This window comes from Pseudarthrobacter sp. NIBRBAC000502770 (genome assembly GCF_006517815.1).
GTDB classification, from domain to species: Bacteria; Actinomycetota; Actinomycetes; order Actinomycetales; family Micrococcaceae; genus Arthrobacter; species Arthrobacter niigatensis.
This window is the reverse complement of record NZ_CP041198.1, coordinates 405842-430401: the sequence shown is the minus strand read 5'-3', so window position 1 is coordinate 430401 and position 24560 is coordinate 405842. Positions and strand designations below refer to the sequence as shown.

Here is a 24560-nt window from a genome sequence, read left to right as displayed (position 1 = left end):
GCCGGCCGCGCACGGTAGTGCCGGCCGGAAGAAAGATCCAGCTAACAGTTTCAGGTCTGCAGCGGACTTTCCACATGATGTGCGCTACGCCACGTTTGTGAAATTCCGGGCTAGTGCTTGAGGTTCATCCGCTGCAGGATGGTGGCCGCCATCTCCTCCACGGAGACGGTGGCCGAATTCAGGTACGGAATGCGGTGCGAGACGTACAGCTGCTCGGCGCTGCGCAGCTCAAAACCGCACTGCCGCAGGGACGCATACGGGGAGCTGGGCCGCCGTTCGGTCCGGATCTGGCTGAGGCGCAGCGGGTTGGAGGACAGGCCGAAACACTTCGACACGAAAGGCCGCAGCGGCTTGGGCAGCCCGTCGTGCTGGAAGTCTTCATCCACCAGTGGAAAGTTTGCGGCGAAGATCCCGTGCTGCAGCGCCAGGTACATGGTGGTGGGCGTCTTGCCGCACCGGGACGGGGCCACCAGGATCACCTGGGCCTTCTCCAGCGCACGCAGGCTCTGCCCGTCGTCGTGCTCCATCGCGTACTCCACCGCCGCCATCCGGGACTGGTAGCGCGCGGCGTTCCCCAGCCCGTGCGCCCGGCCCGGTTCGCCGCTGGCCGGTGCCCCCAGCGCCTGTTCCAGGACCCCCACGTGCGTACCGATCAGGTCCACGATGACACCCTTGCAGCCGGCCAGGATCTGCCGTATCTCGCTGCTGACGGCGGTGGAAAAGACCAGCGGCTGCGGCCCTGTGGCAGCCAGGCCGTCAATGGTCCGCACTACGGAGCGGGCCTGTTCAGCCGTGGTGATGAAGGGGATGGTGACGCGGTCGAAGTTGTCCACGGGGAACTGCGTCAGCAGCGTATTCCCCAGGGTTTCCGCGGTGATGCCGGTGCTGTCCGACAGGAAGTAGACAGGCCGTAGAGCAGCAGTGGTCATGGGATGACTCTAGCGGGCAATGATGACGTCCAGCCTGCGCGGGCCATGGACGCCTTCCACGCGTTCAAGCTCGATGTCGCTTGTGGCACTCGGCCCGCTGATCATCGTGATGGGCCGGGTCCCGTCGATCCGGCCCAGCGCCTCGGGCAGGATCCCGGTAATATCGGCGGCCTTCACCACGCAGATATGGTGGTCCGGGACCAGGCTGATGGCGCGGCGGCCCTGGTTGGCGCTGCCGTCCAGGATGATGGTTCCCGTCTCCGCGACGGCCACGGCGCTGCCGGTGACCACGGCATCGATGCCATCGAGCTCGGCGACGCTGAGCGGTGCCGCCGGAGAGTCGACGCGGCGGCGGGACCCGCCGCCGCCGCCTTCATCGGTCCCTGCCAGCCACCCGGCGTCGAACCCTTCGGGCACGACGAAGCTGTTCGCCCCGTCAAGGAGCGAGGCAATCCGTGCGGGCACCTCCGTTTCCGGAACCACCGCCACCTGCGCCTTGTAGTCCACCAGCCGGTCCACCAGGAGCTCGATGAGTGCGTCCGTGTCGAGTTCGGATGCTGCCCGGTAGTCCCGCGGAATCTGCGGCGCCTGCGGGCTGTCCTGCAATGCGGCCCTGATCCGGGAGAGGATGTCTTCGCGTGCGGTCATTGCGGGGTTTCCTTTGTGTCTGGGGACGGCGTGCGGGACGGACCGGCTTCCGGTGTGCCGGGAGCGTCGCCGGCGTTCCGGTGTTCCTTGGCCCACCAGTCCCGGAATGACTGTGCCGGCGGCGCCGGGATGTCGCGGCTTTGGGTCCAGCCGGCGGCGATGCCGGGCAGCTTGGTGATCTTCCTGTCCGGCCCCGCAGCCAGGCGGCCCAGCGGCAGCCCCTTCTCCACCAGGCCCAGCCGTTTGCCCGAGGACAAAGCCCAGGATGCGGCTTTCATGCCCACGTCCATCTGGCTGGGGACCTTCTTCTTGCCGCGTTTGCTGTCCACATCCACGCTGCGCAGGTGCACCAGGATGTCCGGGATGTTGATCTTGACGGGGCAGGCGTCGTAGCAGGCACCGCACAGGGAGGAGGCGTACGGCAGGGAGTTGTTTTCTTCCGCCTGGATGCCGGTGAGCAGCGGGGAAAGAATCGCGCCGATGGGACCCGGGTAGGTGGAGCCGTAGGCGTGGCCGCCCGTGCGCTCGTACACCGGGCAGACGTTCATGCAGGCGCTGCAGCGGATGCAGTGCAGGGCGGAGCGGCCCATTTCATCGGCGAGCGCGGCGCTGCGGCCGTTGTCCAGGAGCACCAGGTGCACGTTCTGCGGCCCGTCGCCCTCCGTCACTCCGGTCCACAGGGAGGTATACGGGTTCATCCGTTCCCCGGTGGAAGAACGCGGGAGCAGCTGCATGAACACTTCCAGGTCCTGCCAGGTGGGCAGCAGCTTCTCGATGCCCATCACCGTGATCAGCGTTTCCGGAAGCGTGAGGCACATGCGGCCGTTGCCTTCGGATTCCACGACCGCCAGGGTGCCCGAATCGGCAAGGGCAAAGTTGGCCCCGGACACGGCTACCTTCGCCGTGAGGAACTTCCGGCGCAGGTGCTCGCGGGCAGCCATGGCCAGGACGGAGGGATCGTCGGTCAGCGCAGGATCGGCACCGGGCATTTCACGGAGGAAGATGTCCCGGATTTCGGTGCGGTTCTTGTGGATGGCGGGAACCAGGATGTGGCTGGGCTTGTCGTGGTCCAGCTGCACGATGAGCTCGGCGAGATCGGTTTCGAAGGCCCCGATGCCCTGCTCCTCGAGGTACTCGTTAAGACCGATTTCCTGGGTGGCCATGGACTTGATCTTGACCACTTCGGTTTCGCCGGTGTCCCGGACCAGTCCGGCCACGATTTCGTTGGCTTCCCCGGCGTCGCGTGCCCAGTGGATCACGCCGCCGCGTGCGGTGAAGTTCGTTTCAAACTCCTCCAGGAGCTCGGGCAGCCTGGACATCACCGCCTGCTTGATGGCGGACCCCGCATCACGCAGCTGTTCCCAGTCAGGCAGTTCGGAGACCACCGCCTGGCGCTTGTCGCGGATGGTGTGGGTGGCATGGCCAAGGTTGGCGCGCAACTGCGCGTTGCCCAGTTCACGGTGCGCCGCCGTGGGGAAGGACTCCCCGGCGAACAGGTTGCCCGAGCCGAAGGCCGGCAGGGAGGGCATTCCCAGGAAGGTGGTCATCGCAGGGCCTTTCCGGTGGAGACGCGGACTTCGCCGGTGACGGACGCCGGTTCTTCCAAGGTGCTGGCGAGGATTTCAGCCAGGTGGAGGGTGGTGGTGGAGCTGCCCTGGCGGGACAGTCCGCCGCCGATGTGCATCAGGCAGGAGGCGTCCCCGCCGGTGCAGAGCTCGGCCCCGGTGGACTCGATGTTGGCCGCCTTGTCCTGGAGCATGGCCGACGAAACATCGGCGTTCTTCACGGAAAACGTGCCGCCGAAGCCGCAGCACTGGTCCTGTTCGGGCAGCTCGGCAAGGTCGATTCCCTGCACGGTCCGCAGCAGGCGGGACTGCCTGTCCCCGAGCCGCAGCAGCCGCATCCCGTGGCAGCTGGGATGGTAGGTCACCCGGTGCGGGAAGTAGGAACCCAGCTGCGCCCCGGCGTCGGTCACGCCCAGCACGTCCACCAGGAGTTCGGACAGCTCGTAGGTTTTGGTGCCGACGGCGGTGGCCCGGGCTTCCAGGGCAGCGTCGCCGCAGGCGCGCGCCACCATGGGGTGCTGGTGCTTGACCGAGGCCACGCAGGACCCGGACGGGGCGACGGCGACGTCGTAATCCGAGGTATCGAATGCGGCCACGTGGTTGGCGACCACCGGGACAGCTTCTTTGAGGTAGCCGCTGTTGACGTGCATCTGGCCGCAGCAGGCCTGGCCGGAGGGGAACACCACTTCGTGTCCCAGCCGCTCCAGGATCCTGACTGTGGCCTTCGCCGTGGCCGGGAACATCGCGTCCACGATGCAGGTGGCGAACAAGGCAATTCTCATGACGGCCTTCCGGAAGGGTGAGGGTATGGTCTGACCACAGTAGACCACGTGATGGCGGCCACTGACAACCCCGCCGGCGGAGGGTGAACCGGCTCACATCTTGGCCGAAAGTGGGCTACACTTCTGTGGTCGGACCATTGTGGTCTGACCAAAGCCATCCCCATCGCCCTCATCGTGGAGGAACTTCGTGGACCACTTCACCCCCAGCACAGACCCGGTGCTGAACAGCGTTGCCTGGTCGGCCATCGTCGGCCTGCTGCCGCTGCTGACCTTCTTTGTCCTTCTCGCCGTCGTCAGGACCAAAGCCCACGTGGCCGGGGCCTTCGCCCTGCTGGTGGCCCTGGCGGTAGGCATCCTGGCTTTCAAGATGCCCGCCGGACTGGCGCTTCTGTCCGCCACCCAGGGCGGAGTCTTCGGCGCCTTCCCTGTGCTGTGGATCGTGGTCATGGCCGTCTGGCTCTACCAGGTCACGGTACTTAGCGGCCGATTTGAAGACCTCCGGCGGGTGTTCGATGTCATTGGCGGCGGCGACGTCCGGCTGCAGGGCGTCCTGATCGCGTTCTGCTTCGGCGGCCTGCTCGAGGCCCTTGCCGGCTTTGGTGCGCCCGTGGCCATCACCGCCACCATGCTGCTTGCCCTGGGACTGCCCCCGCTCCGGGCCGCTGCTGCCGTGCTGGTGGCAAACACCGCCCCGGTCGCCTTTGGTGCCATGGCCATCCCGATCACCACTGCTGCCGGACTCACCGGCCTGCACGCCACGGACATTGGTGCCATGGTGGGCCGCCAGGCGCCGTTGCTGGCAACCTTCGTTCCGCTGATCCTGCTCTTCATCCTGGACGGACGCAAGGGTTTGAAGGACTGCTGGCCGGCCGCGCTGGTCATCGGATTCTCCTTCGCCGCAGCGCAGTTCCTCTGCTCGAACTTCTTCTCCTACGAACTCACCGACATCATGGCTTCGCTGGTGGGCCTGGGCGCGGCTGTGCTGTTCTTCCGCTTCTGGAAGCCCCGGGGCACCACAGCAGCGCGTGACCGGCTGGGCGTCGCCGCGGAGGCCGCTGCGGCCGGCACCACACCGGCAGGCCAGGGTCCGCGAAGCGCCCGGTCCGGCAGTGTCGCCACCGTAGAGGCGGCCGACGGCGAAAGCCTCACCCCGGCACGCACGTGGCTGGCACTGTTTCCCTACTTCCTGGTCATTGTGGTGTTCGGCATCGCCAAACTGTGGAAGCTCGGCGTCGACCTTCCGGCCGCCCTCGCCGCCACCGATGTCAAGGTTCCATGGCCTGTCCTGCACGACGCCCTGGTGGGCGCCGACGGCAAGCCGCTGTCCTCCACCGTCTACGTCTTCCAGTGGCTGTCCAGCCCGGGCACGCTCCTGCTGATCACGGGGTTGATCGTCGCGGCCGTCTACGCCCGCTTCGATGACGGCGGCCGCTTCCACATGACAGTAGGCAACGCCGTGGCCGAAATCGGACGGACCATCTTCAAGATGCGCTGGGCCGGCCTGACCATCATCACGGTGCTCGCCCTCGCCTACGTCATGAACAACTCGGGCCAGACGGTCTCGATCGGCGTCTGGCTGGCCGGCACCGGAAGCTTCTTCGCGTTCCTCTCCCCGGTGCTCGGCTGGTTGGGCACGGCCGTGACAGGTTCGGACACCTCCGCGAACGCACTGTTTGCCAAGCTGCAGCAGACCGCCGGCCTGAATGCAGGCATCGACCCGAACCTGCTCGTGGCCGGCAATACGGCGGGCGGTGTGGTGGGCAAGCTCATCAGCCCGCAGAACCTCGCCATTGCCGCCACTGCCGTGAACCTTGACGGCCAGGAGTCGGTCCTTCTGCGTAAGGTAGTCGGATGGAGCGTGGGGTTGCTTCTGGTGCTGTGCACCATCGTCTACCTGCAATCCACCCCAGTCCTGGGCTGGATGCTCCCGTAGCCCTCCACCCGCGCACAACCGGGGTGCGGGTCCTCCCGGCCCGCACTCCCCCACTCCAGAGGATCGCCCGTGACACCCGCCGCAGCCGGAGCAGCCCCCCGACGTCGAACCCACGATGCGCTCCTGAAAGACATTGAAGCGGACCTGCGGGCCGGCACAATCAAGGTCGGAGACCGGCTCCCGGGCGAACGGACCCTGGCGGAAAACTATGGAATATCCAGGGCGTCCGTACGCGAGGCCATCCGTATCCTCGACGCCATGGGCGTGGTCCGCAGCTCGGTAGGCTCCGGTCCCACCTCCGGTGCCATTGTGGTCTCCGATCCGTCCGCCGGACTCTCCTCCGCCCTCCGGCTGCATGTTGCCAGCAACCGGCTGCCGGTCCAGGACATCGTCCAAACCCGTATCCTCCTGGAGACGTGGACTGCCCGGGCCGGTGCCGCGCGCGAAGGTGGCGACACGGAGCGGAAACAGGCGGCCCAACTGCTGGAGGCTATGGACCAGCCCGAGCTGGACCGGGCAACCTTCCACGAGCTGGACGCCAGGTTCCATGTGGCGCTGAGTTCGCTTGCAGGCAACGAAGTCATGGCCACCATCATGGAGTCCCTCAGCGGCTCGATCGTGGGCTACGTCAAGGGAGCCATGGACGCGATGGAGGACTGGCCGGCGGTCCTGGCAGCCCTGCGCACCCAACACCACGGAATCTTTGATGCCGTCCAGTCCCGTGACGGCGAACTCGCCGCACGCCTGCTGCGCGAACACATCGAATGGTTCTACCAGCGCGCCGGGGACGCCACCCCGCCCCACCCCATTACCTGATTTCTTGGAGCCACGCATGAGAACCACAGCCGCAGGAGCCGAATCCCCCGTCCACCTGCTGGATCCGGATACCGTCAGCACGCGGGACCTGGACCGCCATGCCATGGCACATGACGCCTCGCACTACCTCCTGGTCCCGCAAGGGGTGGCCACCCCACGCAATGCCGCCGACGTTGGCGCCCTGCTCCGGCGCAGCCGGGAGCTTGGGCTTCCCGCCACCTTTCGTTCCGGTGGCACGAGCCTGTCCGGTCAGGCCCTGAGTGACAGCCTGCTGATCAACACCCGCCAGCATTTCCGCGGTGTTGAGGTGCTCGACGGCGGCGCCCGGGTCCGTGTCCAGCCCGGCGCCACGGTGCGCAGCGTCAACGCCAGGCTTGCCCCCTTTGGACGCAAGCTCGGCCCGGATCCCGCCAGCGAAATCGCCTGCACCGTGGGCGGTGTCATCGCCAACAACTCCTCAGGAATGGCGTGCGGCACTGAGCTCAACACCTACCGGACGCTGGAATCAATGGTGCTGGTGCTGCCCTCGGGCACGGTCATCGACACCGCTGATGCGGACGCCGACCGGCGGCTGCGCGAGCTGGAACCGGAACTCCACGAGGGGCTCCTGAAGCTGCGCCGGCGGGTGGTGGGAAACGACCAGTCCGTCCGCATCATCCGTTCACTGTTCTCGATGAAGAACACCATGGGCTACGGCGTGAACTCCTTCCTGGATTACGAACGCCCCGTGGACATCCTGATGCACCTGATGATCGGCAGCGAGGGAACCCTGGGCTTCGTGGCGGAGGCTGTCTTCCGGACCGTCGAGGTCAAACCCGCCGCCGCCACCGGGCTGCTGGTCTTCAACACCCTCGACGCGGCAATGGGAGCCCTGCCGGACCTGGTGTCCACCGGCCTTGCCACCATCGAACTCATGGACGCGGCAGCGTTGAAGGTGGCCCAGGCCGCCGCCGACGCCCCCGCCGCGATCCGTACCCTGCCGGTCCAAGGACACGCCGCGCTGCTGGTGGAACACCAGGGCTCGGACGCCGCCGAACTGTCCGGCAAGCGGGCAGGCTCGCAGCAGCTGTTCGACTCGCTGGACCTTGCAACACCCTTCGCGCTGACCTCGGACCCGAAAGACCGGGCTGCCCTGTGGCACGTCCGCAAGGGCCTGTACACGGCCGTGGCAGGCGCCCGCCCCTCCGGAACCAACGCACTGCTGGAGGACATCGTTGTCCCGGTTCCCGCCCTTGCCGGCACCTGCGGCGAACTGACACGGCTCTTCCACGAGCACCATTACAAGGAATCGGTGATCTTCGGGCACGCCAAAGACGGAAACGTCCACTTCATGCTCAACGAGCGCTTCGACGATCCGGACCAACTGCTGCGCTACCAGGCCTTCACCGACGAGATGGTGGACCTGGTCCTCGGCGCGGGCGGTTCACTCAAGGCCGAGCATGGGACGGGCCGGATCATGGCGCCTTTCGTCCGCCGCCAGTACGGCGACGAGCTCTATGGGGTTATGCAGGAAATCAAGCGGCTGATCGACCCGGCCAACCTCCTGAACCCGGGCGTGCTGCTCGCCGACGAACCCCTCTCCTACATCGAAAACCTCAAGGTGGCTCCCACCGTCGAGGAGGAAGTGGACCGGTGCGTCGAGTGCGGGTACTGCGAACCGGTGTGCCCCAGCAAGGACATCACGCTTACTCCGCGTCAACGCATCGTGCTTCGGCGCGACATTGCTGCCGCTGAGCAACGCGGCGACCACGCCCTCGCCGCCAGACTGCGCAAGGACTATGACTACGACGGCGTGCAGACCTGCGCTGCGGACGGCATGTGCGTCACCGCCTGCCCGGTGCTGATCAACACCGGGGACCTGGTCCGGCGGCTGCGCAAGGAAAATGCCAACACCGTCGCCGCGGCAGGCTGGAACAAGGCCGCCGAAAACTGGGGCGCCGTGACCGCCGGCGGCGGCCTGGCCCTGACTGTAGCCAAGGCCATGCCGGCGCCGCTGCCAAAGGCCGCCACCGCCGTCGGCCGTGCGCTGCTGGGACCGGAGGCGGTGCCCGCCTACGCCGACGTGCTGCCAGGCGGCGGTTCCAGGCGCCGGGAACGCCGGGACCCAGGCAGCGTGGCGGTGTTCTTTCCGGCCTGCATCGGCACCATGTTCGGCCCCGCGGAGGGCCCGGAAGGCAAGGGAAAGGGCTCGGCCCAGGCATTCCTGGACCTCTGCGAACGTGCCGGAGTGGGCATAACCGTCCCCGAAGGCATCGAGAGCCTGTGCTGCGGCACCCCGTGGAAATCCAAGGGCTTCTCCCAGGGCTACGACGCCATGACCGCGAAGGTCCTGGACCAGCTGTACGAGGCCAGCGGCCGCGGCAGGCTGCCCGTGGTGTGCGATGCCGCTTCCTGCACGGAAGGCCTGGAGACCATGAAGCGTCTTGCCGGCGCGGACGGGGAACGGTATGCCGGACTGCGCTTCGTTGACTCGGTGGAGTTCGTCCACCAGCACGTCCTGGGCCAGCTCACGGTGACCGCTCCCCTGGGTTCCATGGCCCTGCACCCCACGTGCTCATCCACCCAGCTGGGAACCAACCCCGCGCTGCTCGACATCGCCGGGGCCGTCACGGATGACGTGTTCGTGCCGCTCAACTGGGGGTGCTGCGCGTTCGCCGGCGACCGGGGCCTGCTCCACCCTGAACTCACCGACTCCGCCACCAACCGGCAGGCCGGCGAGATCAACGAGCGGGAGTTCGATGCCTATGCCTCCACCAACCGCACCTGCGAGCTGGGGATGTCCAAGGCGACCGGCCACTCCTACCGCCACCTGCTGGAAATCCTCGAGGAGGCCACCCGGCCCTGACGCAACCCCGCTAGACTGGCCGGGCAAGGACGGATTGGGGGATCCAGGACGGCGCAGCCGCTTGTTCCGCTGGTCGGTCGCCGCCAGCGGACCCAAGGACCATCATGACCTTCTTCCAGGACTTTCCCGTCCCTCCCCTGCCGCCCCGGCCGCGGACCACGAGGTACGTCCCGCCGCCGTGGGTGGCTGCACCCGCCTACGAACTGCCTGCCGTTGTCCATCTGGGCAGGTTCGTGAGCCGGACACCGGGAATGGTGGTGGCGGTCAAAGGCGCCGAAGTCTTCTCTACCGGGTGCCTGTTCAGTCTGTCCTGGCTCTTCCGCCGGACCGATCAATCCGATAGGGACTGGGACGATTTGCAGCCGCTGTTCTTCCAGCCCGGCAGGGGCTTTCGGGGGCGCAGCGAACGGCAGACCGGGCTGATGTTCGGCGTCGAATTCCCTGACGGTTCAAAAGCGAGCACCGGCAGCCAAATTCCCTACGGGCTGATGGAACCGGGCACCAACCCGGAGCCTCCGGTCCTCGCCCTGAACGGCGGCGGTGGCGGCGGGGGCGATGCGGAGTTCTCCGGCAGCGGCACCCTCTGGCTGTGGCCGCTGCCGCCTGCCGGGGATCTCCGGATGGTAGCCCAATGGACCGACTTCGGCCTGGCGGAAACGTCCTTGATGCTCGACGGCGGGGCCTTGCGTCAGGCGGCGGCGTCCGTTCAGCCGTACTGGCCGGAGGAGGAGCGCACTGATGGGTGACCTTACCGGGCTGGTCCTGTTTGTCCTCGTGGGAGCCGTCTTCTTCTACATCCTGTACGGCGTGATCCGCCCGGGGGTCCGGGACGGCATCCTCCAAGCGGACGCGCGGCGCGCCGCGCGCTCCGAACAGCTGAATTAGGCTTCCACTGCGGTGACGATGCTTCCGTACCCCTGCAGGAACATCCGCCGGCCCTGGCCTTCGTCCGTCCATACCCAGATAACGGAGTAGTCGGAGGTCACGGCATCCACCACCCCGGTGCCGGAGACGGTTCCCTCGGCGAAGTGGACCCTGTCCCCCACGGCGATCCGGGGATGCCTGGTCCGCTTCCTCCTGGGCTTGAGGGCGGTTTGCCCTGCCGTTGCAGGGTCTGGCGTGCAGGTGCTGGCGTGCTGGCGCATGGAATTCCTCTGGGCTCGCGGGCGGACGGTCAGCTCATTACGACCCTGCCCGCTGCTCCCAGGTCACGCACTGGGCGTGGTGGGAAAAGACTAACGCGGCGGCGCCCATATGGGCACCGCCGCGTCCCTTCACACCGAGTGTGACTGGTTCATCCCGTCACCTGCTGGATGGTCAGTCCAGCGCCGCCACGGAGCCCAGCGCATCCCTGGCGAAGCTGGCCAGCCAGTGCGTGGACATGAAGTCGCCGCTCTCCATTCCGCGGAGGCCGGCCTTCAACAGCGGGTCCAGGGCCTCGTTGAGCACAGCTGCCGAGGCGCACGCCCCGGACGTGGAGGATTCCCGGAGCGTGGCGATGATCCGGGCCACCTGCCCGGCGCGGGTCAGGTTGAGCCCGTGGAGGTGCACCAGGTAGCCGTCGGTCTCGTCCGTGACGCTGACAGGCTGCAGGATCCGCGACTCAGCGGAGAGGCCTGGGAGGAACGCCGCGAACCAGGCGGAGAACTCGTCGGCGGACAGGACACGGCGCATCAGGTCCGCCTCGCTCAGCCCGGCGGAGAGGAAGTCCTGGCCGCTGAGCTCCCAGTCGCCCGGCCAGCCACGGTCGTTCCCGAACCAGGTGCGGGCCGCTTCCTCGCACGCCGCGGCAGCATCAGCCCGGCCCAGCGACCGGAAGGCATCCAGCATGTAGCCGACACCGAACGCGGCGTTGGTGTGCAGCCCGTGCCGGACCGGGTACTGGGCCTTGGCCATCCACGCCACGCTGAGCTCCGCCACGGCGTCCACCAGCGGCTCCAGGGCGGTGCCCCATTCCCGGAGCTGCGCATCGGAGGACGCGGAACATGTGGCGGCCAGCCGCATCAGCCACGCCCACCCGTAGGGCCGCTCCCAGGACGGGTTGGCCACCAGGTAGTCCCGTTCCACCGCCAGCTTGGCCTGCGTCAGGTTGGCGCCCAGCGCCGCCCGGAGCGACGCTTCGGTGGAGCTGTCCACCCAGGCCGCCGTGCCGCCGTCGGACGCTCCTTCCGGGGCAGCCCCGGCAGAAGGTGACCCGGGAGTGCCGCCCAGCAGGCTGGCCCCCAGCCAGTGCATGTGCACGCAGGAGTGCCAGTCGAAGGAGGTGTAGAAGGCGGGGTGGATCTGCTCCGGGGTGGGCCGGTCGTCGGCGGACACCTGGGTGTGGTGGGCCGAGTGCGGGTAGGGCTCGGCGAGGTTGCCCAGCACCACGGCGGCGTAGTCCGGGGCCGCCTGTAGGCGAAGATCGTTGTCCATCATGCTCCTTTGAAAGCCGGGTCAGAGAGGCGGTGCTAGTGGAAGGCCAGGAAGTACATCAGCGCGATGTTCACAGCCAGCAGCGGGATGGCCGTGCCCACCTGCGCCGTAATGACGCCGTACTTGTTCTTCATCTCCAGCAGTGCGGACGGCACCAGGTTGAAGTTGGCTGCCATGGGCGTGCAGAGGGTGCCGCAGAAGCCGGCGAGCATGCCGATCGCGAAGATGATGGCGGGGTCACCGTGGAAGGTCTGCACCAGTACGGGCCAGCCGATGGCCGCGGTCATGATCGGGAAGGCCGCGAAGCCGTTGCCCATCAGCACGGTGAAGAGGAACATGCCGATGCAGTACACCAGCACGCCCGCGATCAGCGAGCCCTTGGGCAGCAGCCCGGACGCCAGGGTGCCTACCGCGGTACCGACGCCGGCCTTGGTGAAGAGGATGCCCAGGGTGGTGAGCATCTGCGGGAGCAGCGCGGCCCAGCCGATTGATTCGAGGATCCGGCGGCTTTCGAAGAGGGGCGTGGCCGGGTTCTTGGGCTTGAGGATCACAAGCGCGACGACGACGGCGGCTACGGCGCCGATGGCCAGCGCCACCAGTGTGGTGTTCTTGGGGTCCAGCAGCGGGGTGCCGCCGATCACCAGCACAGGAGCTGCCAGCACCAGGATCACGGTGACCAAGGGAAGCGTCAGGGCGGGGATAAAGAGCTTGTTGCCGAAGCGTTTGGCGTAGGCCTCGCGCTCGGGCCCGGTGGAGGTGCGGTGCTTGCCGTGGCCCAGGAGGCCGGTGGATGCCAGTACCACCAGGACCAAGACCGCGACGCCCAGGATCCAGGCGGGTGCGGTTCCGGCCTGGACCCAGGTGCTGTAGAAGAAGCACAGGCCCAGCAGGCCCCAGAAGGCCGAGCTGCCCCAGCGGCGCGGGTGGTTGGTATCGGCGGCAATCAGCGACGCCCACGCGACGAACAGAATGCCGACCAGCCAGTAAACGGCTTCAACGTTGATCATTTGGCTTCTCCTGCGGTTTCCTTCTGGGCGGTGAGCTCAAACTCGCGGTATTCCTTGTCCAGCTGCTTGTCCAGGCGCAGCAGCCTGAAGCCGTGGATGAGGAAGGCGGCGATGGCGGTGGGGATGGCCCAGAGCGCCAGCTGGAGCGGTTCCAGGTGCAGATGGTAGGTGGTGTCCACGAACGTGGTGATCAGCAGGATGGAGCCGACCGCCACGAACACGTCCTCGCCGAAGAACACACCAACGTTGTCGGCACCGGCGGCGTGGCCCTTGATCTTCTCGCTGATCTTTTCCGGCACGTGGCCGTAGCGGCGCAGCGCTGCTCCCTCTGCCATGGGGAACACCAGCGGGCGGACAGTCTGTGCATGGCCGCCGATGCTGGTCAGGCCCACTGCGGCGGTGATCTGGCGGACGGCCAGGTAGCCGATCAGGACGCGTCCGGCGGTCAGCTTGGCGAGCCGGCCGATGAGGGTTTTGGCCTGCTCCTGCAGCCCGAAGAACTCGATAATGCCCACCACCGGCAGCACTGCGACGAAGATGGTGACGGAGCGGCTGCTGGCGAAGCCGGTGCCGAACGACTCGAGGATCTGCGCGGGGTTCATGCCGCCCAGCAGCGCGGTGACGATGCCCGCGACGGTGACGACAATCAGGGGGTTCAGGCGGATGGCGAAGCCAACGATCACCAGCAGCACCCCGATGAGTACAAGCATGATTATCCCTTCCCAGGGGACCCGTGACGGGTCTGCGAAAGTGGGGGCCGGCGCGTCCGTGCCCAGGTTTAGTCGGTGGGGCGGCGCCGGGGGGCGGGAGCCCCGGTTACGTCAGAGCTACAGGATTTTGTGAGCTGCAGGACAACGGTGTGATCCACAGCATATCGTTTTGTTCAACAATCCTGCAACCCCTTTTGAGAGGGGCTTGATTCAGCGGCCGACGGCGTCCAGCAGCTGGGCTTCGGCGCGGTCCAGGTAAGTGGCCAGGAAGTCCGCTGCCGCGGCTTTGTCTCCCGCCTCCAGCAGTTCCACGATGTGCGCGTTGTCCTCCACGTAGGGCTCATGGAAGGCCGGGTTGGCGGCCATGGAGTGGAACACGAGCCGCATCTCGGCCAGGACCTGTTCCATGAGGCTGTTGAGCCGCTCGCTGCCGGCCCGGTTCACGATGGCACGGTGGAAGTCCTGGTTGGCGCTGGCCATGCCGGGGATGTCCCCTTCGGCGGCGGCAGCCCTGGCCGCCTTGATGATGGTCGGCAGCGGCTCGATGGAGGTCTCGCCGGACCACAGCACCGCGGCCGGTTCCAGGAAGCGGCGCACCCGGTAGATTTCGCGGATGTCGTCCGGGGTGGGGTGGGCCACGAACACGCCGCGGTTGGGGATGCGGGTGACGATGTGCTCGGCATGCAACGCCGTGAACGCCTCACGCAGGGTATTGCGGGACACGCCAAGGGCCTCGCGGAGGGCTTCCTCCGCGAGTTTGGAGCCGGGCTTGAGCAGGCCAGCCTCGATCCGGCTGCGCAGCTGGGCGGCCACCCAAAGGCCGGTCTCGGCGTGCTTTGTGGTCCTGGCCTGGGCTTGGAGATCGGCCAGTACCTCGTCAAACGTCATGGCACCACGATAACGGCAGGGCACCGGTCCCCTGTCCGCACCGGAGGGATTCCGCCATCATGGTGAGCATGACGTGGCTTGACGGCCTGCGTTTCGACCCGATCGCCCCGCTGCTCTCGAGCGGGCACCCCGCGGTGCGCTCCTGGGCCGTCCGTGAGTTGGCCTCCAGGCCGGCAGGGCTGCCACCCGCCCGGGCACAGACGCCTGACGAGGCACTCTGGGACCTGCCGATCCCCCGCAGGATCGTGCGGCGCCAGGCGGCGAACGGGTCCTGGACCTATCCGGGAAGACGGCCCCGTGCCAGCACGGATTACGACCTGCTGGAGACCTACCGGCAAGTCGGGTTTCTCGTCGACATGTTCGGGTTCACGCACCGGAACCCGGCTCTCGCCGCAGCCGCCGGCTATGTGCTCGCACACCAATCCGCCCAAGGTGATCTCCGCGGAATCTACGGCAACCAGGTGTCCCCCAACTACACTGCGGCCCTCATCGGGCTCCTGAGCAAAGCGGGGTACGGTGAGGATCCGCGCGTGGAACGGGCGTTCGACTGGCTTGAGGCGTCGCGGCAGCACGACGGCGGCTGGGCACTTCCGCTCCGTACGCGGGGGAGGAAACTTGACGCGCTCGACGAGCCGCAGACCATCGCCGGCGACCCGGCGCAGCCGTTCTCGCATCTGATCACCGGGATCGTGCTCAGGGCATACGCGGCACATCCCGGGCGCCGCGAAAGCACCTCCGCACAAAAGGCTGCTGAATTACTGGCGGCCCGCTTCTTCGAGCCGGACGCCTATCCGGACAAGGGCCGGGCCGCCGACTGGACCGAGTTCAGCTTTCCTTTCTGGATGACAGACCTCGTTTCCGCCCTCGACGCCATCAGCATCATCCGCCCCGGCTTCAGGTCGGACAAAACCGACACGGCGCGCGACTGGCTGGCCGCACACCAGGAACCGTCCGGCCTCTTCACCGGCCACCTGCTCCGGGACAGGTTCCACGACCTCCAGCTCTGGTTCAGCCTCGCAGTGTGCCGCGTGTTCGCGCGGATGCCCTCGTGAGGTGCGTCAGGAAATGGTGGTGAGCACCTGCCCGGGCCCGACGGCGTCTCCGGCGGCAGCGTACAGCTCACCGAGGGTGCCGGCACGATGGGCGGCCACGGCGGTCTCCATCTTCATGGCCTCGAGCACCAGCACCGTCTCCCCCTCCTCAACGCTGGACCCCGGCGCCGCCAGCCACTTCACCACGGTGCCGGCCATGGTTGCCAGCAGATCGCCGTCGTTCGTCTCCGCCTGGGTCTCCGGGCGGCTCTCCGGAGCGTCCGCAGCCCGGCGGCCGCCGCCGTCGAGCAGCGAATCCAGCAGCGCCTTGGGCAGCCCCAGCTCCATCCGCTTGCCGTCCACCTCGATGCCGATGGTCCGGCGGGGCTCCTCCGGAGCGGCGGGGCTGAACGCCGGATCCGCATCGAGCACGGTGGCGAACTCGTTTTCGATCCAGGTGGTGTAGACACCCAGGGCATCCGTGCCGGTGAAGTCCGGGGCATCCACCACCGCGCGGTGGAAGGGCAGCACGGTGGCCAGGCCGCCGATCCGGAACTCGCGCAGGGCGCGGCGGGCCCGGCGGAGGGCCTGCTGCCGGTCGACGCCGGTGACCACCAGCTTGGCCAGCAGGGAATCGAACTGTCCGGGCACCACGGACCCCGCGCGGACCCCGGTGTCCAGGCGGATCCCCGGTCCGGTTGGCACCTCAAACTCCGTTACCGCGCCTGGGGACGGAAGGAAACCGCGGCCCGGATCCTCAGCATTGATGCGGAACTCGAAGGCGTGGCCGCGGGGTTCCGGATCCGCCAGGATGGGAAGCTTCTCCCCTGCCGCGATGGCCAACTGGGCAGCCACCAGGTCCACACCCGAGGTTTCCTCAGTGATGGGATGCTCCACCTGAAGGCGGGTGTTGACCTCCAGGAAGCTGAGGAAGCCGCTGCCGTCCAGCAGGTACTCCACGGTCCCCGCGCCGACATAGCCTGCCTCACGGCAAATAGCCTTAGCCGAGGCATGGATTTCCGCGCGCTGTTCGGGGGTGAGGAACGGCGCAGGAGCCTCTTCCACGAGCTTCTGGTGGCGGCGCTGCAGCGAGCAGTCCCGCGTGCCCACCACCACCACGTTGCCGTGCGTATCCGCGATGACCTGGGCCTCAACGTGGCGGGGCCGGTCCAGGAACTTCTCCACGTAGCATTCGCTGCGGCCAAAGGCCGCCAGGGATTCGCGGACGGCGGAGTCGAAGCTTTCCTCGATGTCGGCCTGGTTCCGGACCACCTTGAGGCCACGCCCGCCGCCGCCGAACGCCGCCTTGATGGCCACGGGAAGGCCCACCTGTTCGGCGAAGGCTCGGACCTCTGCGGCGCTGGCCACCGGTCCGTCGCTGCCGGGTGCCAGCGGGGCACCGGCCCGGACCGCCACCTCGCGGGCGCTGACCTTGTCGCCCAGGAGCCGGATGGTCTCCGGGGAGGGGCCGATCCAGGTCAGGCCGGCGTCGATTACGGCCTGGGCGAAGCCGGCGTTCTCGGACAGGAAGCCGTAGCCGGGGTGGACGGCGTCGGCGCCGCTTTTCGCCGCAACGGCGAGGATTTTGTCCATGTCCAGGTAGGTTTCCTGGGGCCGCGTGCCGGCCAGCGAGTACGCTTCGGTGGCGGCGGAGACGTGCAGTGCGTCGGCGTCGGGATCGGCGTAGACGGCCACGCTTTCCAGGCCTGCATCGTCGCAGGCACGGGCGATCCGGACGGCAATTTCGCCTCGGTTGGCAATGAGGACTTTACGCATGGGGGCTTTCCTTAGGTGTTTCGGTCGGTTCTGCCGGGAGCGGGGCGGCGGCGAACCGCACGGTGGTGCCCGGGGGAAGTTGGGCGGCCTTGTCCAGGTCTGAGTGGACGACGACGGCAATCACCGGGTACCCGCCGGTCACCGGATGATCGGAGAGGAAGAGGACCGGCTGGCCTTCCGGTGGCACCTGCACGGCGCCGCGGACGGTACCTTCGCTGGCCAGTTCGCCGTCCCGGCCGCGGCTGAGTGGCTGGCCATTCAGCCTGAGTCCGATCCGGTTCGATTGTGGCGTAACAGTCCATTCCTGCTGGAGGAAGTCCCGGAGGGTTTCATCGCTGAACCAGTCCTGCCGGGGTCCGGGGACCACGCGCAGCACGGCGGATTCGTTCCGGTCCGGGATGGGCGAGACCTCTGGGTGGCCCACGATGCTCCCGGGCCTGGGGGTCCGCACGGGCAGGATGGTGCCCGCTTGGAGCGGTTCGGGGCCGACGCCGGACATGGTGTCCGTGGAACGGCTGCCCAGGGCGTCGGGTCCGCCGAGTCCGCCGCGGACACCCACGTAGGAGCGCAGTCCTGCAGTGGGGGCGCCCACCGTCAGCCGCTCCCCCGCGAGGAGGGCAAAGGCGGCGTCGCACGCCGGGTGCCGTACCGCCGTCGTCCGCCTTTCTGCCCCAGCCTGCTGCTCATTCGGCGTGATCTCCAGCGGAACGGCTGCTCCGGTGACGGCGAGGACCTGGTCGCTGAGGGCAACAAGTTCGAGTCCGCCGAAGAGAAGTTCGAGTCCGGCGTCGCCTTCGCCGTTGCCCACCAGGCGGTTGGCGCGGCGGAGTGCTCCCCGGTCCATGGCGCCGGCGCTGCTGACGCCAAGCGACGCGTAGCCCGGCCGGCCGAGGTCCTGGATGGTGGCCTGGAGCCCGGGCTTGCGGACAACGAGGCCTTCGGTGGCTTGGTCTTCGCCTGGAGCCTTGCCGGCACCGGGCTGTTGGTGGTGGGTCACAGTTGCCTGGGCACGGATGGCGTTGAACCGGACCGTGTCCCCGGGCCGGACCAGCGCGGGACTCTCCCGGCCCAGGTCCCACATGGCGGCATCGGTCCGGCCGATCAGTTGCCAGCCGCCGGGGGACTGCCGGGGGTAGACGGCCGAGTAGGCGCCGCCCAGGGCAACAGCTCCGGCGGGGACGGCAGTGCGCGGCGAGCTGCGGCGGGGAACCTCCAGGCTGGAATCCTGCCCGGTGAGGTAGGCGAAGCCCGGAGCAAAGCCGGCGAACGCCGCCGTCCACAGCTGGCCGGTGTGCGCTGCCACTACTCCCCCGCGGTCCAGCCCGGTGAGCGCGGCCACCTCATCGAGGTCCTCGCCGTCGTACACCACGTCAATGGTGACCAGCCTGCTCGCGGTTTCCGCGGGCTCCTCGAGGTCCAGGCTGCGGACGTGCGCGGCCAGTGCCTGCGCTGCCTGCGGCGAATCCGTCGTGATGAGGACCGTGCAGGCGGCAGCGACGACGTCCACCTGTCCCCGCTGCGGATGCGAGTTGAGCTGCGCCTGGAGGCTGAGGACCGCGTCAAGGGACGGCAGCTCCACCAGGATGGCCCTGTCGCCGGCGGGGCGGATCCCGGTCAGGCCGGCATTCTGGGCTGTTCGAGTTTCATGCTGCTGCGCGGTCATGGCTAGGCGAAGCTCTGGATCTGGATGCCGGCGTCCACCAGTGCGGCGCGGACGGCAGCGGCCATGGCCACGGACCCGGGAGTGTCACCGTGCAGGCAAATGCTCTCGGCCTTGACGGGGACCAGGGATCCGTCGATGGCACGGACCAAACCGTCGGTGGCCAGGCGGAGGACGTGCTCGACGACGTCCTTTACCTCGTGCAGCACCGCTCCGGGTTCGCGGCGGGAGACCAGGGTGCCGTCAGGGTTGTAGGCCCGGTCGGCGAAGGCCTCGGCCACGGTCCGCAGCCCGGCAGCTTCTGCCTGGCGCTGGATCTCGGAGTTCGGAAGCACCATGAGGGGCAGCGTGGGGTCCACCGCGAGGATCGCTGCGACCACAGCGCCGGCCTGCCTGGGGTGGTTCACGATGGTGTTATAGAGGGCGCCGTGGGGCTTGACGTAGCGGACGGCTGTTCCGGCTGCGAGGGCTACTGCCTGGACGGCGCCGATCTGGTAGACGACGTCAGCGGTCAGCTCTTCCGTGGTCATGTCCACGAAGCGCCGGCCGAATCCGGCCAGGTCCCGGTAACCGGGGTGGGCGCCGACGGTGACACCGGCCTTTACGGCGGCCTGGCAGGTGGCCATGATGCCCACAGGATCGCCGGCGTGGAAGCCGCACGCCACGTTGGCACTGGACACACTCTCGAAAATAGCGGCGTCATCGCCGAAGGACCAGTTCCCGAAGGACTCGCCGACGTCGCTGTTCAAGTCGATGCTGGGCATTGTGATCTCCGTCTCGGATTGGTGTCCTTCAAGAATGCCCTAAAAATCAGGATTGTTCAACAATCCATAATCCCTGTTACTGCCCCGCCCCGCGACGCGCCATCACATCCTGCAGCTTTCCCGCGGACGCCCCATCACATCCTGCGGACTTTCCAGCGACCCTGCCGGGGTAAAGAGCGCCTCAGAATTTGCCCAGGGCGTCGCGGAGCATGCGGTGGCCCTGTTCCTCAAACTTTTGATCGCCAACCCGGTAGGCCCAGGCAGCCGTGGAAACGGCTTCCCGCAGCTGCATAACGTTCCAGAGCTTAGTGCCCCGGGATCTGAACCGTAGCCTGCGAAAAAAGCCTCCTCCAGCCGAGGGACCGCACGCCATTGCTGCACGGCAAGTCGACTGAGATCGCTGGCAGCCGGTCTTAACTCATATCTGCCAAAGTCGATGACCCTCAGCTCGGTACCGTTAATAAGCCAGTTGCGCGGCTGCCAGTCACCGTGAGTCGGGACGACAATAACCGGTTCGGGCTCATAGGCACCAAGTAGGGCGGCGGCCCGTTCTGCGACATACTCCTCGATACGGTGCCGTCCATAGAGCCACGCCAAGGCTTTTGCGGTGGCGGCCGATTCATAATCCCGATCAGTACGCGCGGCCTGGTCATGAAAAGCGCGAAGGAGAGACCCTGCTTGAACGTATGTAGCAGTCGCGTATTCGGCTTCTGAGCCTTCCACCAGACAACCGTCCAGATACTCCGTGACCAGGATGTTCAAAAGGAGGTCAGCGCGAACAAGCCTTGGCGCACGGATCTGGCGCGCCAAGACATGGACGGAAGACTGGTGGGCTGCAATCTCACCCTCTATGTGGTGGTTGGAAGGACTGCCGGCTTTGACAATGTATCTGCGCTGCCCGTGTTCCACTTCGAGGACCGCGGTATCTGCGAGGTTCCAAGACAGATCGTTGAGCATTCGCAGACCCGGGAGCCACGATTCCACAAGCTCTGCCTGCCCCTTGCTCAGCCGGTTCCGGTGCCAGGAATCCATTCCCGAAGAATATCCGGTAGATACCGCAAACCACTCCGGCCAGCTAGTGAAGCGACTGCCATTTTACGCTTCGCCGGTTGGGCAGCCGGTAGCCCTGATTTGGTTGCTGATGTTAAATGTGGGAGGCCCCAACCGTGTGGTTGGGGCCTCGACCATTAATAGTTGTTCCGGCGGTGACCTACTCTCCCACACCCTCCCGGGTGCAGTACCATCGGCGCTGTGGGTCTTAGCTTCCGGGTTCGGAATGGGACCGGGCGTTTCCCCCACGCTATGACCGCCGTAACCCTTGTACCCGGCCCAACCCTGGGGGGTTGGTGGGAAGTTTTGTGGTTACAACATGGTGTTGTTATTTAGTTGTGTTGGTTCCGTGCCGTGACAACCCGTCGTGGGGGGTTGTTGGTTGGGAACCACATAGTGGACGCAAGCAGAGTTTTGTATGTATCTGTGTGGTGTAAGTTGTTGGCCTATTAGTACCGGTCAGCTTCACGAGTCGTTAGTCCTCGCTTCCACATCCGGCCTATCAACCCAGTGGTCTGGCTGGGGGCCTCTCACACATAAATGTGTATGGAAATCTCATCTTGAAGCGAGCTTCCCGCTTAGATGCTTTCAGCGGTTATCCCATCCGAACGTAGCTAATCAGCGGTGCACTTGGCAGTACAACTGACACACCAGAGGTTCGTCCGTCCCGGTCCTCTCGTACTAAGGACAGCCCTTCTCAAATTTCCTGCGCGCGCAGCGGATAGGGACCGAACTGTCTCACGACGTTCTAAACCCAGCTCGCGTACCGCTTTAATGGGCGAACAGCCCAACCCTTGGGACCTACTCCAGCCCCAGGATGCGACGAGCCGACATCGAGGTGCCAAACCATGCCGTCGATATGGACTCTTGGGCAAGATCAGCCTGTTATCCCCGAGGTACCTTTTATCCGTTGAGCGACGGCCATTCCACAATGTACCGCCGGATCACTAGTCCCGACTTTCGTCCCTGCTCGAGATGTCTCTCTCACAGTCAAGCTCCCTTGTGCACTTACACTCGACACCTGATTGCCAACCAGGCTGAGGGAACCTTTGGGCGCCTCCGTTACTTTTTAGGAGGCAACCGCCCCAGTTAAACTACCCATCAGGCACTGTCCCTGACCCGGATTACGGGCCGAAGTTAGATGTCCAAAGTGACCAGAGTGGTATTTCAACGATGACTCCACCCGAACTGGCGTCCGGGCTTCAACGTCTCCCACCTATCCTACACAAGCCACTCCGAACACCAATACCAAACTATAGTAAAGGTCTCGGGGTCTTTCCGTCCTGCTGCGCGTAACGAGCATCTTTACTCGTACTGCAATTTCGCCGAGTTTATGGTTGAGACAGCGGGGAAGTCGTTACTCCATTCGTGCAGGTCGGAACTTACCCGACAAGGAATTTCGCTACCTTAGGATGGTTATAGTTACCACCGCCGTTTACTGGGGCTTAAATTCTCAGCTTCGCCTTGCGGCTAACCGGTCCTCTTAACCTTCCAGCACCGGGCAGGAGTCAGTCCGTATACATCGTCTTGCGACTTCGCACGGACCTGTGTTTTTAGTAAACAGTCGCTTCCCCCTGGTCTCTGCGGCCCCGATCCCCTCCACACCGCGAAGGTGTATCAAGGTTGGGGCCCCCCTTCTCCCGAAGTTACGGGGGCATTTTGCCGAGTTCCTTAACCATAATTCTCTCGATCGCCTTAGTATTCTCTACCTGATCACCTGTGTCGGTTTGGGGTACGGGCGGCTAAAACCTCGCGTCGATGCTTTTCTCGGCAGCATAGGATCACCAAATCCCCCCAAACGGGGGTCCCATCAGATCTCAGGCACCATGAATGGCGGATTTGCCTACCACTCGCCCTACATCCTTAGACCGGGACAACCATCGCCCGGCTCGGCTACCTTCCTGCGTCACACCTGTTAATACGCTTGCCTCCCAGGATCAGGTCCCGCGCTCCACCAAAACCCTTCACCCACAAGGGGTGTCAGGCAGGTCTCGGGCGGTTAGTATCCCCTGTTCAACATGGACGGTTTTTCGCCGGTACGGGAATATCAACCCGTTGTCCATCGACTACGCCTGTCGGCCTCGCCTTAGGTCCCGACTTACCCAGGGCAGATTAGCTTGACCCTGGAACCCTTGATCATTCGGCGGACGGGTTTCTCACCCGTCTTTCGCTACTCATGCCTGCATTCTCACTCGTGTAGGCTCCACCACTGGTTTACACCGCAGCTTCACTGCCCACACGACGCTCCCCTACCCATCCACACTCCTGAACCACAAAGGCTTGGAAAATATGTGAATGCCACAACTTCGGCGGTGTACTTGAGCCCCGCTACATTGTCGGCGCGGAATCACTTGACCAGTGAGCTATTACGCACTCTTTTAAGGGTGGCTGCTTCTAAGCCAACCTCCTGGTTGTCTGGGCAACTCCACATCCTTTCCCACTTAGCACACGCTTAGGGGCCTTAGTTGGTGGTCTGGGCTGTTTCCCTCTCGACTATGAAGCTTATCCCCCACAGTCTCACTGCTGCGCTCTCACTTACCGGCATTCGGAGTTTGGCTGACGTCAGTAACCTTGTAGGGCCCATTAGCCATCCAGTAGCTCTACCTCCAGCAAGAAACACGCAACGCTGCACCTAAATGCATTTCGGGGAGAACCAGCTATCACGAAGTTTGATTGGCCTTTCACCCCTACCCACAGCTCATCCCCTCCATTTTCAACTGAAGTGGGTTCGGTCCTCCACGACGTCTTACCGTCGCTTCAACCTGGCCATGGGTAGATCACTTCGCTTCGGGTCTAGATCACGCCACTCACACGCCCTATTCAGACTCGCTTTCGCTACGGCTGCCCCACACGGGTTAACCTCGCGACGTAACACTAACTCGCAGGCTCATTCTTCAAAAGGCACGCCGTCACCAGAACAGAGCCGGCTCCGACGGATTGTAAGCACACGGTTTCAGGTACTGTTTCACTCCCCTCCCGGGGTACTTTTCACCTTTCCCTCACGGTACTGGTCCGCTATCGGTCATTAGGGAGTATTTAGGCTTATCAGGTGGTCCTGACAGATTCGCACGGGATTTCTCGGGCCCCGTACTACTTGGGATACTCTCACAGGCGGTACAAACACATTACGGTTACGGGACTAACACCCTCTCTGGCCGGCCTTTCAAAACCGTTCACCTATGCGCGCACATCACACCCCACCAGCCCGGCAGAACTGGTACGGAAAGTCCCACAACCCCGACCATGCAACGCCCGCCGGCTATCACACATGGAACGGTTTAGCCTGATCCGCGTTCGCTCGCCACTACTAACGGAATCACTATTGTTTTCTCTTCCTGCGGGTACTGAGATGTTTCACTTCCCCGCGTTCCCCCCACGCACCCTATGTGTTCAGGTACGGGTCACCAAGTCACTCGCGCGCTCAGCGGGGTTTCCCCATTCGGACACCCTGGGATCACAGTCCGGTTATCGACTCCCCCAGGCTTATCGCAGATTCCTACGTCCTTCTTCGGCTCCTAATGCCAAGGCATCCACCGTGTGCTCTTAAAAACTTGACCACAAAGATCAAAAACAAAAAACACTCGAGAGAACCACAGAAACTGCCCCGCACACCCAAAAGGGCACACGAACCAGATCCAGGTTCATATTCTTGGAAATTGCTTCTTATACAAGATGCTCGCGTCCACTATGTAGTTCTCAAACAACAACCCCACACCACACACCCCACACACACGTGCGTGG

Annotated in this window: 18 protein-coding genes, 2 rRNA genes and 1 pseudogene; 6 read left to right on the top strand and 15 right to left on the bottom strand. The window is 65.5% G+C overall.

What is annotated here, in order from left to right; all coding sequences use genetic code 11:
- Positions 1-110 precede the first annotated feature (110 nt).
- Genes NIBR502770_RS02360 through NIBR502770_RS02345 form a run of 4 tightly spaced genes read right to left on the bottom strand, consistent with a single transcriptional unit; the run spans position 111 to position 3924 of the window.
- Positions 111-929, bottom strand: coding sequence for a pyruvate, water dikinase regulatory protein (locus NIBR502770_RS02360; RefSeq protein ID WP_141157907.1), 819 nt, complete (start codon positions 927-929; stop codon positions 111-113).
- A 9-nt stretch (positions 930-938) separates the two neighbouring features.
- Positions 939-1577, bottom strand: coding sequence for a lactate utilization protein C (locus tag NIBR502770_RS02355; RefSeq protein WP_141157908.1), 639 nt, complete (start codon positions 1575-1577; stop codon positions 939-941).
- On the bottom strand, positions 1574-3124 hold the full coding sequence (locus tag NIBR502770_RS02350; protein WP_141180897.1) for a LutB/LldF family L-lactate oxidation iron-sulfur protein: 1551 nt from the start codon (positions 3122-3124) through the stop codon (positions 1574-1576). The genes NIBR502770_RS02355 and NIBR502770_RS02350 overlap by 4 nt, the downstream gene beginning before the upstream one ends.
- Positions 3121-3924: a (Fe-S)-binding protein gene (locus tag NIBR502770_RS02345; protein WP_141180896.1), complete on the bottom strand. Its 804-nt coding sequence runs from the start codon at positions 3922-3924 to the stop codon at positions 3121-3123. The genes NIBR502770_RS02350 and NIBR502770_RS02345 overlap by 4 nt, the downstream gene beginning before the upstream one ends.
- A 187-nt stretch (positions 3925-4111) precedes the next feature.
- Here NIBR502770_RS02345 and NIBR502770_RS02340 point away from each other — a divergent pair, with 187 nt between their 5' ends.
- The 5 genes from NIBR502770_RS02340 (at position 4112) to NIBR502770_RS21090 (ending at position 10403) form a co-directional block, all read left to right on the top strand.
- Positions 4112-5857, top strand: a complete 1746-nt coding sequence (locus tag NIBR502770_RS02340; RefSeq protein WP_141157911.1) for an L-lactate permease — start codon at positions 4112-4114, stop codon at positions 5855-5857.
- Positions 5858-5926: 69 nt separating this feature from the next.
- The gene (locus tag NIBR502770_RS02335) at positions 5927-6673 is read left to right on the top strand and encodes a FadR/GntR family transcriptional regulator (protein ID WP_141180895.1); all 747 of its coding nucleotides are present in this window, start codon (positions 5927-5929) and stop codon (positions 6671-6673) included.
- Positions 6674-6689: 16 nt separating this feature from the next.
- Positions 6690-9518: an FAD-binding and (Fe-S)-binding domain-containing protein gene (locus NIBR502770_RS02330; protein WP_141157913.1), complete on the top strand. Its 2829-nt coding sequence runs from the start codon at positions 6690-6692 to the stop codon at positions 9516-9518.
- Positions 9519-9622: 104 nt separating this feature from the next.
- On the top strand, positions 9623-10264 hold the full coding sequence (locus tag NIBR502770_RS02325) for a hypothetical protein (protein WP_168223103.1): 642 nt from the start codon (positions 9623-9625) through the stop codon (positions 10262-10264).
- Positions 10257-10403, top strand: coding sequence for a hypothetical protein (locus NIBR502770_RS21090; protein WP_168223102.1), 147 nt, complete (start codon positions 10257-10259; stop codon positions 10401-10403). The genes NIBR502770_RS02325 and NIBR502770_RS21090 overlap by 8 nt, the downstream gene beginning before the upstream one ends.
- Here NIBR502770_RS21090 and NIBR502770_RS02320 read toward each other — a convergent pair.
- The 5 genes from NIBR502770_RS02320 to NIBR502770_RS02300 form a co-directional block, all read right to left on the bottom strand.
- A complete protein-coding gene (locus tag NIBR502770_RS02320; protein ID WP_141157914.1) occupies positions 10400-10663 on the bottom strand; it encodes a hypothetical protein in 264 nt (87 codons plus the stop codon). The genes NIBR502770_RS21090 and NIBR502770_RS02320 overlap by 4 nt on opposite strands.
- A 172-nt stretch (positions 10664-10835) precedes the next feature.
- Positions 10836-11933, bottom strand: a complete 1098-nt coding sequence (locus tag NIBR502770_RS02315; protein WP_246857367.1) for a DUF2891 family protein — start codon at positions 11931-11933, stop codon at positions 10836-10838.
- 35 nt (positions 11934-11968) lie between these two features.
- A complete protein-coding gene (locus NIBR502770_RS02310) occupies positions 11969-12940 on the bottom strand; it encodes a DUF979 domain-containing protein (protein ID WP_141180893.1) in 972 nt (323 codons plus the stop codon).
- Positions 12937-13650 (bottom strand): DUF969 domain-containing protein, encoded by a 714-nt coding sequence (locus NIBR502770_RS02305; RefSeq protein ID WP_018762092.1) that lies wholly within the window; start codon positions 13648-13650, stop codon positions 12937-12939. Before NIBR502770_RS02305 ends, NIBR502770_RS02310 begins: the two co-directional genes overlap by 4 nt.
- 210 nt (positions 13651-13860) lie before the next feature.
- Positions 13861-14538 carry a GntR family transcriptional regulator gene (locus tag NIBR502770_RS02300; RefSeq protein ID WP_141180892.1) on the bottom strand — a complete coding sequence of 226 codons (678 nt, stop codon included), beginning with the start codon at positions 14536-14538 and terminating at the stop codon, positions 13861-13863.
- 68 nt (positions 14539-14606) lie between these two features.
- Here NIBR502770_RS02300 and NIBR502770_RS02295 point away from each other — a divergent pair, with 68 nt between their 5' ends.
- Positions 14607-15590, top strand: coding sequence for a prenyltransferase/squalene oxidase repeat-containing protein (locus NIBR502770_RS02295; RefSeq protein WP_246857366.1), 984 nt, complete (start codon positions 14607-14609; stop codon positions 15588-15590).
- A gap of 6 nt (positions 15591-15596) precedes the next feature.
- On the opposite strand, the gene NIBR502770_RS02290 is transcribed toward NIBR502770_RS02295, so the two are convergent.
- The 6 genes and pseudogenes from NIBR502770_RS02290 to NIBR502770_RS02265 form a co-directional block, all read right to left on the bottom strand.
- Positions 15597-17345: a biotin carboxylase N-terminal domain-containing protein gene (locus tag NIBR502770_RS02290; RefSeq protein ID WP_141180891.1), complete on the bottom strand. Its 1749-nt coding sequence runs from the start codon at positions 17343-17345 to the stop codon at positions 15597-15599.
- Positions 17338-19008, bottom strand: coding sequence for a 5-oxoprolinase/urea amidolyase family protein (locus tag NIBR502770_RS02285; protein ID WP_141180890.1), 1671 nt, complete (start codon positions 19006-19008; stop codon positions 17338-17340). Before NIBR502770_RS02285 ends, NIBR502770_RS02290 begins: the two co-directional genes overlap by 8 nt.
- Before the next feature lie 2 nt (positions 19009-19010).
- Positions 19011-19769 carry a LamB/YcsF family protein gene (locus tag NIBR502770_RS02280; protein WP_141180889.1) on the bottom strand — a complete coding sequence of 253 codons (759 nt, stop codon included), beginning with the start codon at positions 19767-19769 and terminating at the stop codon, positions 19011-19013.
- Positions 19770-20138: 369 nt separating this feature from the next.
- Positions 20139-20726: pseudogene (locus tag NIBR502770_RS21760) on the bottom strand (phosphotransferase); the annotation flags it as partial.
- A 240-nt stretch (positions 20727-20966) separates the two neighbouring features.
- Positions 20967-21083 (bottom strand): 5S ribosomal RNA (rrf, locus tag NIBR502770_RS02270).
- A 164-nt stretch (positions 21084-21247) separates the two neighbouring features.
- A 23S ribosomal RNA gene (locus NIBR502770_RS02265) occupies positions 21248-24376 on the bottom strand.
- Positions 24377-24560: the final 184 nt, after the last annotated feature.

Excerpts from the sequence above, each read along its gene's own strand:
- NIBR502770_RS02360 (WP_141157907.1), bottom strand. The coding sequence starts at position 929 with ATGACCACTGCTGCTCTACGGCCTGTCTACTTCCTGTCGGACAGCACC.
- NIBR502770_RS02355 (WP_141157908.1), bottom strand. The coding sequence starts at position 1,577 with ATGACCGCACGCGAAGACATCCTCTCCCGGATCAGGGCCGCATTGCAG.
- NIBR502770_RS02350 (WP_141180897.1), bottom strand. The coding sequence starts at position 3,124 with ATGACCACCTTCCTGGGAATGCCCTCCCTGCCGGCCTTCGGCTCGGGC.
- NIBR502770_RS02345 (WP_141180896.1), bottom strand. The coding sequence starts at position 3,924 with ATGAGAATTGCCTTGTTCGCCACCTGCATCGTGGACGCGATGTTCCCG.
- NIBR502770_RS02330 (WP_141157913.1), top strand. The coding sequence starts at position 6,690 with ATGAGAACCACAGCCGCAGGAGCCGAATCCCCCGTCCACCTGCTGGAT.
- NIBR502770_RS02325 (WP_168223103.1), top strand. The coding sequence starts at position 9,623 with ATGACCTTCTTCCAGGACTTTCCCGTCCCTCCCCTGCCGCCCCGGCCG.
- NIBR502770_RS21090 (WP_168223102.1), top strand. The coding sequence starts at position 10,257 with ATGGGTGACCTTACCGGGCTGGTCCTGTTTGTCCTCGTGGGAGCCGTC.
- NIBR502770_RS02320 (WP_141157914.1), bottom strand. The coding sequence starts at position 10,663 with ATGCGCCAGCACGCCAGCACCTGCACGCCAGACCCTGCAACGGCAGGG.
- NIBR502770_RS02315 (WP_246857367.1), bottom strand. The coding sequence starts at position 11,933 with ATGGACAACGATCTTCGCCTACAGGCGGCCCCGGACTACGCCGCCGTG.
- NIBR502770_RS02310 (WP_141180893.1), bottom strand. The coding sequence starts at position 12,940 with ATGATCAACGTTGAAGCCGTTTACTGGCTGGTCGGCATTCTGTTCGTC.
- NIBR502770_RS02305 (WP_018762092.1), bottom strand. The coding sequence starts at position 13,650 with ATGCTTGTACTCATCGGGGTGCTGCTGGTGATCGTTGGCTTCGCCATC.
- NIBR502770_RS02300 (WP_141180892.1), bottom strand. The coding sequence starts at position 14,538 with ATGACGTTTGACGAGGTACTGGCCGATCTCCAAGCCCAGGCCAGGACC.
- NIBR502770_RS02295 (WP_246857366.1), top strand. The coding sequence starts at position 14,607 with ATGACGTGGCTTGACGGCCTGCGTTTCGACCCGATCGCCCCGCTGCTC.
- NIBR502770_RS02290 (WP_141180891.1), bottom strand. The coding sequence starts at position 17,345 with ATGCGTAAAGTCCTCATTGCCAACCGAGGCGAAATTGCCGTCCGGATC.
- NIBR502770_RS02285 (WP_141180890.1), bottom strand. The coding sequence starts at position 19,008 with ATGACCGCGCAGCAGCATGAAACTCGAACAGCCCAGAATGCCGGCCTG.
- NIBR502770_RS02280 (WP_141180889.1), bottom strand. The coding sequence starts at position 19,769 with ATGCCCAGCATCGACTTGAACAGCGACGTCGGCGAGTCCTTCGGGAAC.